Here is a 13,754-nt window from a genome sequence, read left to right as displayed (position 1 = left end):
GCCCCAAAACAACAAGAGCCAGACAAAAATCGGCTCGGGACATTGAGGCACATAGGGTTATGTCGAGCAGGACAAGCCCCAAAGTTGCGGTATTGATGGGCGGACCTTCGGCTGAACGCGAAGTGTCGTTGTCCACTGGGCGTGAATGCGCGGCCGCACTACGGGAAGCAGGCTATGAAGTGGTCGAGGTCGATGCAGGCCCCGATCTAGTAGTGCGCCTTGGCGAAGTTTCTCCGGATGTTGTGTTTAATGCCTTGCATGGCCGTTGGGGTGAAGACGGTTGCGTGCAAGGTCTGCTAGAATGGCAGAAAATTCCTTATTCTCATTCCGGTGTGCTGGCATCCGCCGTGGCGATGGACAAGCAACGCTCCAAAGATGTGTTCAAGCAGGCCGGACTGCCGGTGGTCGAAAGCGTGATTGCGGCGAAAGCCGATGTGTCCGCGCGCCACGTGATGAAGCCGCCTTATGTGGTTAAGCCCAACAACGAAGGCAGTTCGGTTGGCATATATATTGTCAACGACGGAGCCAATACGCCGCCACAGCTGGCGGACGACATGCCCGATGAGGTTATGGTCGAAACCTACGCGCCGGGGCGGGAGTTGACGACAACCGTGATGGGGGATCGCGCGCTAGGCGTGACCGATATCATCACGGACGGCTGGTATGACTATGACGCAAAATACGCCGCGGGCGGGTCGCGCCATGAAATTCCGGCCAATATTCCGCAAGACATATATGACGCCTGCATGGAATACGCACTTAAGGCGCACTCGGCGCTTGGGTGCCGCGGTGTCTCGCGTACCGATTTCCGCTGGGACGAAGCACGTGGGCTGGATGGCCTGATTATTCTTGAGACCAACACGCAGCCGGGCATGACGCCGACGTCGTTGTCGCCTGAGCAGGCTGAACACGCCGGCATCAGCTTTCCGGAGTTTTGCGGCTGGATCGTGGAGGATGCGTCATGCGACAGGTAACTGGCCGTGCAGATCCCGCGCCATCGCGATGGAAATACCGCATGGAGCGGTTGTTCCTGACGCCGTTGTTCCGGCTTGCATTGCGGACGGTGTTGCCGTTTGCGCTGGTATCTGGGGCGACGCTTTGGTGGTTGTCCGACGAGGGGCGGCGAGAGCAGTTGAACTTGGCAGTGGTCGAGTTTCGCCGCGAATTGGCGACGCGGCCTGAGTTCATGGTCAAGGCAATGGCGATTGACGGTGCCTCCGAAGGGACCGCCGAGGACATCCGCGAAATCCTTTCGCTGGATTTCCCTGTCTCCAGTTTTGATTTGGAGTTGCCGCAAATCCAAGAGCGCGCGGAAGAGTTGCCTGCGGTTGCTAAGGTCGCCGTGCGGGTCCGTCCGGGTGGGATTTTGCAGTTCAATGTTGTGGAGCGTACCCCGATTGCATTGTGGCGCACACATCATGGGCTGGCCCTTGTCGACATTGATGGCCATGTGACCGCCCCGATGGTGGCCATGTTGGATCATCCGACAAAACCGTTGATTGCTGGCAAAGGCGGTGATGGGCATGTCGCCGAGGCGATGAAGTTGTTTGCGGCTGCAAAACCTTTGAGCGAGCGGGTGATTGGTTTGGTCCGTGTGGGCGAGCGCCGCTGGGATCTCGTGCTGGACCGCCAGCAACGCATCCAGCTGCCGGAAAATGGCGCGGTACAGGCGTTGGAGCGGGTGATTGCATTGAATGGCGCACACGACATGTTTGATCGCGACCTGATGGTCGTGGATATGCGGCTTGCTGCGCGGCCGACGATCCGGCTGACGCACAACGCGATAGAAGAATGGTGGCGGATCAGCCGCATCTCTGTGGGGAACAATTGAGATGACAGAGCTATATGAATCGCAGCGTGCGATGCGCAACATGCGCAAAGCGGCGATGCAACGCGGTGTGGTGGCGGTGCTGGATGTGGGCAGCTCTAAGATCGCCTGTTTGGTTTTACGGTTTGATGGCACCGATCGAGCAGCGAGTGCTGATGGCATTGGATCGATGGCCGGTCAAAGCGGATTTCGGGTGATTGGCGCGGCGACCACGCGGTCCCGCGGCGTGCGCTTTGGTGAGATCAGCGCGATGCAGGAAACGGAACGCGCCATTCGCACAGCTGTTCAGGCGGCGCAGAAGATGGCGAAAATTCGGGTTGATCATGTGATCGCCTGCTTTTCCGGCGCGGAGCCGCGGTCTTATGGGCTGGACGGCAGTGTTGAAGTCGAAGCAGAGGTTGTGTCTGAGCAGGATGTGGCCCGGGTGTTGGCCGCCTGTGATGTTCCGGACTATGGGGCCGGTCGCGATGTGTTGCACGCGCAGCCGGTGAATTTCACCTTGGATCATCGCTCGGGTCTGGGCGATCCGCGCGGGCAAGTGGGGCAGACGTTGACTGCCGACATGCACATGTTGACTGTGGACGAAGCCGCCATCGACAATCTGGCCTATTGCGTGAAGCGCTGTGATCTTGAACTCGCGGGAATTGCCAGTTCGGCCTATGTGTCGGGCATGTCTGGGCTGGTCGAAGACGAGCAGGAACTTGGCGCGGCCTGTATCGACATGGGCGGCGGGGCGACAAGCCTGTCGATTTTCATGAAGAAACACATGATTTACGCGGACACGGTGCGCATGGGTGGCGAGCATGTCACCAGCGACATTTCGATGGGGCTTCAGGTGCCAACGGCGACGGCTGAGCGTATCAAGACGTTTTACGGCGGGGTGCATGCCACCGGCATGGATGATCGCGAGATGATCGACCTTGAAGGCGATACAGGAGACTGGGAGCACGACCGTCGATCGGTAAGCCGGGCAGAGTTGATTGGCATCATGCGCCCACGTGTGGAAGAAATCCTCGAAGAAGTGCGGGCACGGTTGGACATCGCGGGGTTTGAGCACCTGCCAAGCCAACAGATTGTCCTGACTGGTGGCGGAAGCCAGATCCCCGGACTGGATGGACTGGCGACCAAAATTCTCGGACAGCAAGTGCGCTTGGGCCGTCCGATGCGGGTGCATGGTTTGCCGCAAGCCGCAACTGGGCCGGCGTTTGCGAGTGCCGTAGGTATGTGCCTGTTCGCAACCCATCCGCAGGATGAATGGTGGGATTTCGACCTGCCCGTCGAACGCTATCCTGTGCGGTCGCTCAAGCGGGCGGTGAAATGGTTTAAGGACAATTGGTGAGGGATCATTTTCGGGGGTGACGCGGACTCGCCTGTGGGTTATTCTGTGGATAACTGCGCAAAAAGCGTGGGCAAGCAGGCCGAGCAGTGGTCTTTGAACGTGACTGGTATCCCCCCTCTGCGAATGATTTTTTCGCGGACGGTTTTCTGCGTCTTGTGTGTTGGGCCCTGTGTTCCCCTAAATCTATCCAAACTAGCGAAATACCGCTAATTTTGCGGTTTTTTGGGCCATATTTTGTGTTGAATTGCGCTTTTGGGGATGACGATTCCTGAAAGCGTGGGTAATAATATCCTTTGAGACGGCAGAATAATTCCCTGCGAATGCGGGGGCAAACAAACAGGCGGACAGTTCTATGGCTTTGAATCTGACGATGCCCGATGAGGGTGATCTGAAACCCCGCATCACCGTATTCGGTGTTGGCGGTGCTGGTGGCAACGCGGTCAACAACATGATCGAAAAAGAGCTAGAGGGCGTTGAGTTCGTTGTTGCGAACACAGATGCACAGGCTTTGCAGCAAAGCGACGCGGAGAAACGCGTACAGCTTGGTGTTAAGGTTACCGAAGGTCTGGGTGCTGGCGCCCGCGCAACCGTTGGGGCGGCTGCTGCGGAAGAGAGTATCGAAGAGATCGTGGATCACCTTGCTGGTGCTCACATGTGTTTCATCACCGCTGGTATGGGCGGTGGCACGGGTACAGGTGCTGCGCCAATCATCGCACAGGCAGCGCGTGAATTGGGTGTCTTGACCGTGGGTGTTGTCACCAAGCCGTTCCAGTTCGAAGGCGCCAAGCGTATGCGTCAGGCGGAAGAGGGTGTTGAGCAGCTTCAGAAAATGGTCGACACGCTGATCATCATTCCGAACCAGAACCTGTTCCGTCTTGCGAACGAAAAAACCACCTTTACCGAAGCGTTTTCGATGGCAGACGATGTTCTGTATCAAGGCGTCAAAGGTGTGACGGACCTGATGGTGCGTCCTGGTCTGATCAACCTCGACTTTGCCGACGTCCGCGCCGTGATGGACGAGATGGGCAAAGCGATGATGGGCACCGGCGAGGCCGATGGCGACAATCGCGCCATTCAGGCTGCCGAGAAAGCCATTGCGAACCCGCTTCTGGACGAAATTTCGCTGCGTGGCGCGAAGGGTGTTCTGATCAACATCACAGGCGGTCACGACCTGACATTGTTCGAACTGGACGAAGCCGCCAACCGCATCCGTCAGGAAGTGGACGAAGACGCAAACATCATTGTTGGCTCGACTATGGATGCGGCCCTCGAGGGTGGCATGCGTGTGTCGGTTGTGGCCACCGGTATCGACGCGCTGGAAAGCACCAGCCCGATGCCTTTGCCGCGTCGTTCAATGGCGCAACCGTTGCCAGGTGCAGAAGTAGCGGCTCCTGAAGCAAGCGGTTTTGAGGCACCAACCATGACTGCGTCGCCGGTCAATGTTGAAGTGGCTGCGGCTCCGGCGGCAGGCGAACCAGGCCTTTTTGACACGCTGGATCCACAGTCGGCCGCGGCCGAGGACCAGATGGAGCACATTTTTGAAGACGCAGCACCAACTGCGCCTGCGGCTCCTGTGTTTGACGCGCCTGCTGCAATTGCAGACGAACTTCCGGCTCCGGCATATCAACCTGCTCGGGTTGAGCAAGCCGTTGTTCAAACTGAGGAGACCGACGAGTTTGTGGCGCCTCAGCGTCCGGCACCAGGTACACCAACACCGCAATTGATGGCCCGTTTGCAGGCTGCCGTGGAAAAAGCGCCGTCAGCTCCGGTTCGCCCTGTGGTTCCGGAAGCAAACGCCGAGCCGGCGCACGAAGACCGGCCACGTTTTGGCATCAACAACCTGTTTAACCGTATGGCTGGCGGCCAGCAGGCGGAAGGTCAGCCGGCACGTCAGGCGCAACAGGCGCGCGTTCAGCCGTCGGTACAGCCTGTCACTCAGGCAGCTGAACCGGCTGCTCAGGCGGACCCGGAGCAAGAACGGATTGAAATCCCGGCCTTCCTGCGTCGTCAAGCAAACTAATTTAGAAAAAAATCGTCAAATGACCGCCCCCAAAAGGGGGCGGTTTTTTATTTCAAAACAGAAGTTTACGCGGGTTTGCGCGACGTTTCGCCTATTTGTTTCAGGCATGTTTCAGACCGTTGCAAAGATTGAATTGTGATGACGACGTTAACCACTTAGTTCACAGTTGCGGCCAATGGGGTGTGCCGCGCTACTCGGGGACTACAGTGCAAACCACGCTAAAATCAAACGTCACATTTACTGGAACCGGACTACATTCCGGCAAGACCGTGCGCATGACTGTGCAGCCGGCCTCTGCGGATTACGGTGTTTGGTTTCGCCGCAGTGATGTGATTGGCAAAGATGCGATGGTTGCCGCCCGTTGGGACGTGGTTGAGCAAACCGCCTTGTGCACCCGTATTGTGAATGACGCCGGCGTATCGGTCGGCACAATTGAACACCTGATGGCCGCATTGGCTGGGTGTGGCATTCACAATGCTCTCATTGAAATCGATGCAGCCGAAGTGCCGATCATGGATGGCAGTTCAGCGGATTTCGTGCGGGGCTTTTTGCGCGCAGGATTGGTTAAGCAAGACGCGCCGGTGCGCGCCATTCGCATTCTGAAGCCTGTCTCTGTCGAGCGTGGCGATGCGCGGGCGGAGCTGCTGCCGGATCGCGACATGCGGATGGAATTCCACATCGATTTTGAAGACGCAGCCATTGGTCAACAGACCAAAGGCATGACGCTGGCTAATGGCAGCTTTGTGCGTGAGCTGAGCGACAGCCGTACTTTCTGTCGGCAATCGGATGTCGAAGCGATGCAGGCCAACGGTCTCGCGCTTGGCGGCAATCCCGAAGAAAATGCTGTGGTGTTTGACGGCGACAAAATTTTGAGCCCCGGCGGCCTGCGCCACATGGACGAGCCCGTGCGGCACAAAATGTTGGATGCGGTGGGAGATCTCTATCTGGCAGGTGCGCCGATTCTAGGGCGATATCGCGGGATTAGAGCAGGGCATTCGCTCACCAACGAGCTTTTGCGCGCACTTTTTGCCGATCCTGAGGCCTGGTGTTTTGCGGATTGCACGGACGATCTGGCGGCGCGATTGCCCGGCGCGGGTGTGCATATCGGTGAAATTCCGGCTGTAGCCTGAGCATAGGCCCTCAAAAAGTACCAAACCCATTTTGCACCGCAATTTTCTGTGCTAACAGCTTGTCTAAGGACGGCGAATTGCCGTGAGGAAGATCAAGAGGTTGAGCACTATGGCAGGCATCAAGACACGGAGTCGCATTGTCGGGTCTATTCTTGCGGTTTTGGTGGCGGCGTCTTGTGGTGACACGACGACCGATAAGGTCAAGCGCGGCGACTTCTCTCTTGATGGGTTTACAGCTGAGCAAATCTATGGCCGTGCCGAATGGGAGCTGGGCCGTGGACGCGGTGAAGATGCGGCATTCTATTTTGCCGAAGTGGAACGCCAATATCCCTATTCCGAGCTGACCGAGCGCGCGATCATTATGCAGGCTTTCAGCTATCATCAGGAACAGCTTTATCCTGAAAGCCGTGCGGCAGCGCAACGATACATCGATTTCTATCCGGCGTCCGAGGATGCAGCCTACGCACAGTATTTGTTGGCTCTGAGCTATTACGACCAGATCGATGAAGTTGGTCGTGACCAGGGACTGACGTTCCAGGCGTTGCAGGAACTGCGGAAGGTGATCGAACTCTATCCTGATACCGAATATGCGCGCTCATCGATCCTGAAATTCGATTTGGCGTTTGATCACTTGGCGTCCAAGGAGATGGAGATCGGTCGGTACTATCTGCGTCGTGATCACTTTGGCGCCGCGATTACCCGCTTTCGCGTGGTCGTAGAAGACTTTCAGACCACCACACACACTGCCGAAGCATTGCACCGTTTGGTTGAGGCCTACCTGTCGCTTGGTTTGAACGCCGAAGCGCAAACAGCGGGGGCGATTTTGGGGCACAACTTCCAAGGCACGCAATGGTATGAGGACAGTTACAAGCTGCTAAAAGGTCGTGGTTTGGAACTTGAGGCCGCGAGCGATGGCTGGCTGAAACGGGTCTATCGCCAAACGATGCAAGGTAAGTGGCTGTAAGGGGCGGCGGGGCTGTGCCCTGCCGGGTGACGGACAATGCTGCGCGCACTTGATATTCGGAACATGCTGATCATTGATCGGTTGGAGCTTGCGTTCCAGCCGGGCTTGAATGTGCTGACCGGAGAGACCGGCGCAGGCAAATCCATCTTGCTTGACAGTTTGGGGTTTGTGCTTGGATGGCGCGGCCGCGCTGAACTTGTGCGGGTAGGGGCGGAGCAGGGCGAAGTTGTCGCGGAATTTGACCTGCCCGAAGGACATCCCGCGCATGTCATTTTGGAAGATGCAGGGTTGCCGGGCGGTGATGAATTGATCCTGCGGCGTGTGAACCGGTCTGATGGGCGCAAGACCGCTTGGGTTAACGACCGGCGGTGTTCAGGCGAGGTTCTGAGGCGGCTTTCTGAGACTTTGATCGAGCTACACGGACAACACGACGATCGCGGGCTGCTGGACCCAAAGGGGCACCGCGCCTTGCTGGATAGCTACGCGGAAACGGATATGTTGCGTCGGGATGTGCGCCAGGTTTGGTCAAGCGTGGCTGCAGCACGCAAGACGCTGGTGACCGCCGAAGCAGAGCTTAAAGCGGTGCAGGACGAGGAAGACTTCCTGAGGCACGCCGTCGCGGAACTGGATCAGTTGGATCCGGAACCCGGTGAAGAGGCTGAACTCGATACCCGGCGGCGCATGATGCAGGGCGCGGAAAAGGTGCGCGAGAGCGTGGTGAGAGCGCATGATATGCTGGGCACGGGCGGCGCAGAAGGCACGATAAATGATGCGTTGCGGTGGCTGGAAAGCGCGCTTGTGGAAACAGGTGACCACCTGACGGCGCCGGTTGCCGCGCTTGAGCGTGCGTTAAACGAGCTGGGAGAGGCTGCAGATGGCGTTCAACGCACTTTGGACGCATTGGACTTTAACCCGCACGAGCTTGAGCAAGTCGAGGAGCGTTTGTTTGCGATCCGGGCCTTGGCACGTAAGCATGACGTGGCACCGGACGAATTGGGCAATTTCGCACAGGAATTACGAGGACGCCTTGCTGCGCTGGATGCCGGGGCCGGAAATATTGCGACGTTGCAGAGTGAGCTTGCGCAGGCGCAAAATGGGTATGATGCAGCGGCGGGCAAGCTAAGCCAAGCGCGCAAAGGGGCCGCTGGCGCGCTGGACAAAGCAGTGATGTCCGAGCTTGCCCCGCTGAAGATGGAGCGGGCGGTGTTTGAAACCCGCATTACCGCAACGGTTGCCGGACCGGATGGAACCGATCAGGTGGAATTTGTGGTTGCCACAAACCCCGGCGCACCTGCCGGGCCGTTGGGCAAGATTGCATCGGGAGGCGAGCTAAGCCGGTTCCTGTTGGCGCTCAAGGTTTGTCTGAGTTCGGAAGATCAAGATATGACAATGATCTTTGACGAAATTGACCGTGGTGTTGGTGGCGCTACAGCTGATGCGGTCGGTCGCAGGCTGAAGGCGCTGGCGAGTGACGGTCAGGTTCTTGTTGTGACGCATTCTCCGCAAGTGGCCGCTTTGGGCGCGCATCATTGGCGGGTGCAAAAGCAAGTCGTAGACAACGCCACATTGAGCCAGGTGGTGCCGCTGGATGCCGTGGGCCGCGTTGATGAGGTTGCACGCATGTTGTCCGGTGACACGATCACTGACGAGGCGCGCGCGGCCGCACAGGCATTGCTGGTGTAGTGCCAAAAAGGTGAGGCCTCACAAGGGCTTTCCTCTTTGCGCCAGCGCGAAATTCGGATTACATCAGAAGAGAATTCCAAAAACGCCGAGGCACTATGGCGAAGTCCGTTGGATCCTTCCTTAGGGAGAGCGCCCGAGAGGCGGCAGAGACCTGCCGCGGCGGTTGGCGTGTTCTGGTGGACAAAGGTCCGAGCCAGTTTCAATTCTGGCTGATCGCGCTGGGGATCGGGATTGGCGCGGGCTTTGCTGCGCTGGCGTTTCGCAAGGCCATTCAGTTCTTGCAATCAACACTTTATGGCACAGAAGATTTGAGCCACTTGCACAGTTTTGCCGACACGTTACCGTGGTTTTGGTTGCTGGTGATCCCGACTGTGGGCGGATTGGCTGTTGGGTTGATCTTGCACCACTTCACGCCAGACGGGCGGGTGCGGTCGGTTGCAGATGTCATTCAGGGTGCCGCGCTTTATGAGGGACGGGTGGAGCGCAAAGCGGGTATCGCCTCGGCGCTGGCTTCGCTGATCACACTCAGCTCTGGTGGATCAACCGGGCGCGAGGGACCTGTCGTACATATGGCTGGCGTGGTTGCCAGTTGGGTCAGCGACCGGATCAAGGCAAATGGCATCACGGGGCGCGATCTGCTGGGCTGCGCAGTGGCGGCGGCCGTTTCTGCCTCTTTCAACGCGCCAATTGCAGGGGCATTGTTTGCACTCGAAGTTGTGTTGCGCCATTTTGCCGTGCACGCGTTTGCTCCAATTGTCATCGCTTCGGTGGCGGGCACGGTGATCAACCGGCTGGAATTTGGTGACGTGACCGAGTTTTCATTGCCGACGGCGACGGCTCTGCAATTCTATCAGGAGCTGCCAGCGTTCTTGATGCTGGGCGGGCTTTGTGGGCTGGTGGCGGTTGCGCTCATGTGGACCATTTTCTGGTCCGAGGACATGGCCAATCACCTGCAACAAGACATGAGAATTCCACGCTGGTTGCGGCCGGCGATTTCTGGTGTCTTGCTGGGAGGGATCGCGATCTTTTTCCCGCACATTATTGGAGTCGGGTATGAGACTACCTCGGCTGCGCTGACCGGACAGTTGGTGCTGCATGAGGCGGTGGTTTTTGCGGTGCTCAAAGTGATTGCTGTCTCGATCACCATGGCGGGCCGCATGGGGGGCGGTGTCTTTTCTCCTGCGCTGATGGTGGGGGCGTTGACCGGATTGGCGTTTGGCTTGATCGCGACCGCGATTTTCCCGAATGTGTCAGGCACCACAACGCTTTATGCTTTGGCCGGTCTGGGGGCTGTGGCCGCTGCCGTGCTGGGTGCGCCGATTTCCACCACGTTGATCGTGTTTGAAATGACCGGAGACTGGCAAACTGGTCTTGCGGTTATGGTGGCTGTTTCGGTTTCAACAGCGCTGAGTTCACGACTGGTGGATCAGTCATTCTTTTTGTCGCAGCTTGAGCGTCGCGGGGTACATATCGCAGCCGGTCCACAAGCCTATCTTCTGTCGATGTGCCGTGTGGCTGGCGTGATGCGTTCAAAGGATGACCCAAAGGCCGCACCCGAAGAGCGCTGTTGGGAAATGATGTCGGAGGGCAGCTATGTCGATGGCCGTGCGACGTTGGAGAGCGTGATGCCGATGTTTGAGGCCTCAGGGGTGGCCTTTGTGCCCGTGATCAGCCTCGGGCGCGAGGATGAACCACCGGAGCTTTTGGGTGCGGTGTTTCATGTTGATGCGCTGCGGGCGTTCAACAAGGCCTTGGCGGCCAAGGCCGCTGAAGAGCATTCTTGACGGGCGCAAAGCGTGTGGAGACGCCGCTGGCTTACTCCGAGTAGGGTTCGACCACTGCGGCGTCCATTGTGTACGTGATGTTGACGCTGGCGTTGCCATCCACCATCCACAGCGATTTTTCTTGCGGATCGCTTTTGATTTGGCCTGAAATCCAGATCGGCGCATAGAGCCCTGATGCTTCAAACCCTTGCGGGTAGGACACATGCACGATCTGGTTTGCGGGGGGCGGAGGTGTGTGGATACAGGCGCCAACCGTTGGCACCAGCAGGAACTCGACTGCTCTGCCATCTTTGATGTCCAAGGGCAGCAGATAGCCGGGGATGCGGATGTTTCGCCCCACGATTTCGGCGTTAGGGTCGGTTGCCTCGCGGGTGCGCAGTTCCATGATGCGCAGACGTTCGGCAAACAGAAACTCTACATCCAAGCCGTCGGCAATCAGCTCCTCGCGGAGGCTGGCAGCGTCTTCGGCCGCGGTTGCGTCGGTGCCGGTGTCCGCCAGCGTTTCAAGCTGCAACAGATGCGCCAGGCGGTTCATCTGCGCACTTGAAAGTGCAGCGAACGGGTTTTCATACGACGTAAAAGGTGGCGTCAGATCGACCCAGTCAATGCTCTCAGGATCGGACGCCTGCGCCAACGTGGCAGAAAACAACAGAGCGGCAGCGAGCGCGTGGATTTTCATGGTATTCCCTTGGTTCGAAAAACGCGGATTGCCGGCCTAGAGTTTGGCCGCCAGCCCGTCAGATAGGGTGATGCGATATACCCGCCATGCTGGCAGAAGGCTGGCCAGTGCAGCAACACAAAATACCGCGAGCAACAGCGTCAATTCGGTGATGTTGGGCAAAGCGTGGCTGATGCGGAAGCCATAATCGGCGGACAAGATCGGGTTGGTCAATGCTGTCGTCGCTGCGAGCAATGCAACTCCCACGAGAATGCCAACACCGGCCGTCACAAGCGCTTCGGTGACGATCAGACCAAAAATGCTGCGAGGTGAGGCGCCCACAGAACGCAAGATCGAGAATTCGCGTCTGCGCGCGTCTAGTGTGGCGGACAACATCACCACCATACCAATCAGGCTGGCCGCAGCCACAGCGACCGACATCAGACGCAGGGCATTTTCCGCGGTTCCGGTAATAGACCAGAGCTGCAACAGTGCAACGTTGGGCATGACCGCGCTGAGCGCTTCGGTGGGGTTGGTTTGCAGCGCGCGCTGAATGCCTAGGATCGCGCTGCGGTCGCTGAGGCCAACAAAGATTGCGTTGATCTGGTCGGGCTCATGGCCGTGGCCCTCATGATCATCATGACCATACGCTTCGTGCTCGTTTTCGTCGTGGCCATCCTGTGCGTGATCATTGTGATCCGCCTCGTGGGCTTCATGTTCCTCTGCGTGGCCATCGTCGTCATGATCTTCATGCTCTGAATGCAGAGGCGTCGCGTGCGAAGTTTCCTCATGGGCATGTCCCTTGTGGCTCTCTTCGTCTTCATGGTGTGCGTCATCATGATCATCATGACCGTCTTCAGCGTGATCATCTTCAGGTGCTTCATGGTCGTTGTGACCATCGTGGCCATTATGTTCATTGTGCGCGTGATCGTCATTTTCGGCGTCGTTTTCCCCGCCTGAGGCAGGGACGTCACCCCCCATAGGGTCCGCAAGCGGGTCCGCTGCGGGTGTGTCATACGCCGCGTGCAGAGCGTCAAACCCTTCGGTAGAGACAAACACCATTCGATCAACAGCGGTGCCGGTTGCCGCCAGTGTTCCGGTCACTGTGAAGGGCGCGTCGTCATGTACGTCAAAAGAAACGTCACCCGCGCCGTGGGCGTTCACAATGACTGTGCCCACATTATAGCCGAAACGGGCGGCGACCTCTGCCCCGATGACGGCACTGTCAGCGGCCTCAAAGCCCCCGCCTTGGGCAAAGTCCAAGTCTTTCCCTCCGCTGTGGCGGAAATGGTCAAAATAGGCGCCTGTAGTACCCATGACGGGATATCCGCGGTGGTTGTCCCCCATCATCAAAGGCACGGCCCAGTCCACGGCTGGAAAGTTCTCGACCTGTTCAAAACTCTGCCAGGTCATGCCGGTGCCTGTAGAGCCAACGCCAAATACCGTAGCCATAAGAATTTGTACGTCGTTGCCACGTGGCGCAACAATCAGGTCAATGCCGGAGGCCGAGTTGGCAAATGAGGCACGTGCGCTGTCGCGGAGACGTTCCACACCAAGAATGAGTGCGACAGCCAGCGCAATTGACAGGATTGTCAGGCTGGCAACAAAGCGGCGGTTCCAGAGGCTATGCAGCGCGAGATTTAACATGGTGCACCCTTCGGGAAATTGATGTCTGACATGTTGATGACGCGGTCAAAGTGGCTCTCAAGCCCCGGATCGTGGCTGACCACTAGCAATGCCGCGCCAGTACGGGCGGCCTCACCACTCAGAAGGTGCATGAAGTTTTCTTTGGCATCGGGATCCAGCGCGGAAGTGGGTTCATCTGCGACAATCAAGTCGGGCCCACCGATCAATGCCCGAGCTGCTGCGACGCGCTGTTGCTGGCCATGGCTGAGGGCACCGGCGACAGTGTCGGCCAGAGAGGCCAAGTTAAGGGCCGCCAAGAGTGCGTCTGCGTCTTCTTTGGGAGACATAACCAGTTGGCCGCGCCGCCGCGCGGAGAACGTGCAAGGCAACGTGATATTGTCGCGTGCGCTGAGCCAAGGGATCAGGTTGAAGGCTTGAAAAACAATGCCGATGTGGTCCACGCGAAACGCGTCGCGACGGCTTGGGGGCAGGGCTCCGACGTCTGTTCCCGCTACATCTACTGCACCGGTGGCCACATCAATCACGCCAGACAATGCTGCTAACAGAGTTGATTTTCCGCACCCGCTGGGGCCGCGCAACAAAAGCCGTTCCCCGGCAGCCAAGGTGAATTCAGGAATATTTAAGACCGGTTCTGCGGCATCTGGCCATTGGTAGCGCAGGTCGCGCAAAATCAGGGTCATTAAAGTCTCTTTCTGCCTCGC

At 58.1% G+C, this 13,754-nt stretch carries 11 protein-coding genes; 8 read left to right on the top strand and 3 right to left on the bottom strand.

The features are described 5' to 3' along the window. Positions 1–95: 95 nt before the first annotated feature. The 8 genes from SHIM_RS07090 to SHIM_RS07055 all read left to right on the top strand — a co-directional run bounded on the left by SHIM_RS07090 (position 96) and on the right by SHIM_RS07055 (position 10,748). Complete coding sequence (locus SHIM_RS07090) at positions 96–974, top strand: D-alanine--D-alanine ligase (RefSeq protein ID WP_054001850.1); 879 nt, start codon at positions 96–98, stop codon at positions 972–974. Continuing rightward, positions 962–1,831, top strand: a complete 870-nt coding sequence (locus SHIM_RS07085) for a cell division protein FtsQ/DivIB (protein WP_054001849.1) — start codon at positions 962–964, stop codon at positions 1,829–1,831. Before SHIM_RS07090 ends, SHIM_RS07085 begins: the two co-directional genes overlap by 13 nt. A gap of 1 nt (position 1,832) precedes the next feature. Beyond that, a complete protein-coding gene (gene ftsA, locus SHIM_RS07080; RefSeq protein WP_082358294.1) occupies positions 1,833–3,167 on the top strand; it encodes a cell division protein FtsA in 1,335 nt (444 codons plus the stop codon). 352 nt (positions 3,168–3,519) lie between these two features. Continuing rightward, complete coding sequence (gene ftsZ / locus SHIM_RS07075; protein ID WP_054001848.1) at positions 3,520–5,187, top strand: cell division protein FtsZ; 1,668 nt, start codon at positions 3,520–3,522, stop codon at positions 5,185–5,187. 206 nt (positions 5,188–5,393) lie between these two features. After that, positions 5,394–6,317, top strand: coding sequence for a UDP-3-O-acyl-N-acetylglucosamine deacetylase (gene lpxC, locus SHIM_RS07070; protein ID WP_054001847.1), 924 nt, complete (start codon positions 5,394–5,396; stop codon positions 6,315–6,317). Between the two features lie 109 nt (positions 6,318–6,426). Beyond that, the gene (locus SHIM_RS07065) at positions 6,427–7,281 is read left to right on the top strand and encodes an outer membrane protein assembly factor BamD (RefSeq protein ID WP_054001846.1); all 855 of its coding nucleotides are present in this window, start codon (positions 6,427–6,429) and stop codon (positions 7,279–7,281) included. Between the two features lie 36 nt (positions 7,282–7,317). After that, positions 7,318–8,964, top strand: coding sequence for a DNA repair protein RecN (gene recN / locus SHIM_RS07060; RefSeq protein WP_054001845.1), 1,647 nt, complete (start codon positions 7,318–7,320; stop codon positions 8,962–8,964). A gap of 95 nt (positions 8,965–9,059) precedes the next feature. Further along, the gene (locus tag SHIM_RS07055) at positions 9,060–10,748 is read left to right on the top strand and encodes a chloride channel protein (protein WP_054001844.1); all 1,689 of its coding nucleotides are present in this window, start codon (positions 9,060–9,062) and stop codon (positions 10,746–10,748) included. A 31-nt stretch (positions 10,749–10,779) separates the two neighbouring features. Here SHIM_RS07055 and SHIM_RS07050 read toward each other — a convergent pair whose 3' ends face one another. Genes SHIM_RS07050 through SHIM_RS07040 form a run of 3 tightly spaced genes read right to left on the bottom strand, consistent with a single transcriptional unit; the run spans position 10,780 to position 13,733 of the window. Then, positions 10,780–11,427, bottom strand: coding sequence for a DUF3299 domain-containing protein (locus SHIM_RS07050; RefSeq protein WP_054001843.1), 648 nt, complete (start codon positions 11,425–11,427; stop codon positions 10,780–10,782). A 36-nt stretch (positions 11,428–11,463) separates the two neighbouring features. Continuing rightward, the gene (locus SHIM_RS20365) at positions 11,464–13,053 is read right to left on the bottom strand and encodes an ABC transporter permease (RefSeq protein ID WP_054001842.1); all 1,590 of its coding nucleotides are present in this window, start codon (positions 13,051–13,053) and stop codon (positions 11,464–11,466) included. Beyond that, positions 13,047–13,733 (bottom strand): ATP-binding cassette domain-containing protein, encoded by a 687-nt coding sequence (locus tag SHIM_RS07040; protein ID WP_054001841.1) that lies wholly within the window; start codon positions 13,731–13,733, stop codon positions 13,047–13,049. Before SHIM_RS07040 ends, SHIM_RS20365 begins: the two co-directional genes overlap by 7 nt. Between the last annotated feature and the right edge of the window lie 21 nt (positions 13,734–13,754).

It is taken from the genome of Shimia sp. SK013 (assembly GCF_001292625.1).
Lineage (GTDB): Bacteria > Pseudomonadota > Alphaproteobacteria > Rhodobacterales > Rhodobacteraceae > Shimia.
This window is presented reverse-complemented; position numbering and strand designations above follow the sequence as displayed.

What these genes read in the sequence shown, in the direction of transcription:
- SHIM_RS07090 (WP_054001850.1), top strand. Translation starts at nt 96, where the DNA reads ATGGGCGGACCTTCGGCTGAACGCGAAGTGTCGTTGTCCACTGGGCGT.
- SHIM_RS07085 (WP_054001849.1), top strand. Translation starts at nt 962, where the DNA reads ATGCGACAGGTAACTGGCCGTGCAGATCCCGCGCCATCGCGATGGAAA.
- ftsA (WP_082358294.1), top strand. Translation starts at nt 1,833, where the DNA reads ATGACAGAGCTATATGAATCGCAGCGTGCGATGCGCAACATGCGCAAA.
- ftsZ (WP_054001848.1), top strand. Translation starts at nt 3,520, where the DNA reads ATGGCTTTGAATCTGACGATGCCCGATGAGGGTGATCTGAAACCCCGC.
- SHIM_RS07065 (WP_054001846.1), top strand. Translation starts at nt 6,427, where the DNA reads ATGGCAGGCATCAAGACACGGAGTCGCATTGTCGGGTCTATTCTTGCG.
- recN (WP_054001845.1), top strand. Translation starts at nt 7,318, where the DNA reads ATGCTGCGCGCACTTGATATTCGGAACATGCTGATCATTGATCGGTTG.
- SHIM_RS07055 (WP_054001844.1), top strand. Translation starts at nt 9,060, where the DNA reads ATGGCGAAGTCCGTTGGATCCTTCCTTAGGGAGAGCGCCCGAGAGGCG.
- SHIM_RS07050 (WP_054001843.1), bottom strand. Translation starts at nt 11,427, where the DNA reads ATGAAAATCCACGCGCTCGCTGCCGCTCTGTTGTTTTCTGCCACGTTG.
- SHIM_RS20365 (WP_054001842.1), bottom strand. Translation starts at nt 13,053, where the DNA reads ATGTTAAATCTCGCGCTGCATAGCCTCTGGAACCGCCGCTTTGTTGCC.
- SHIM_RS07040 (WP_054001841.1), bottom strand. Translation starts at nt 13,733, where the DNA reads ATGACCCTGATTTTGCGCGACCTGCGCTACCAATGGCCAGATGCCGCA.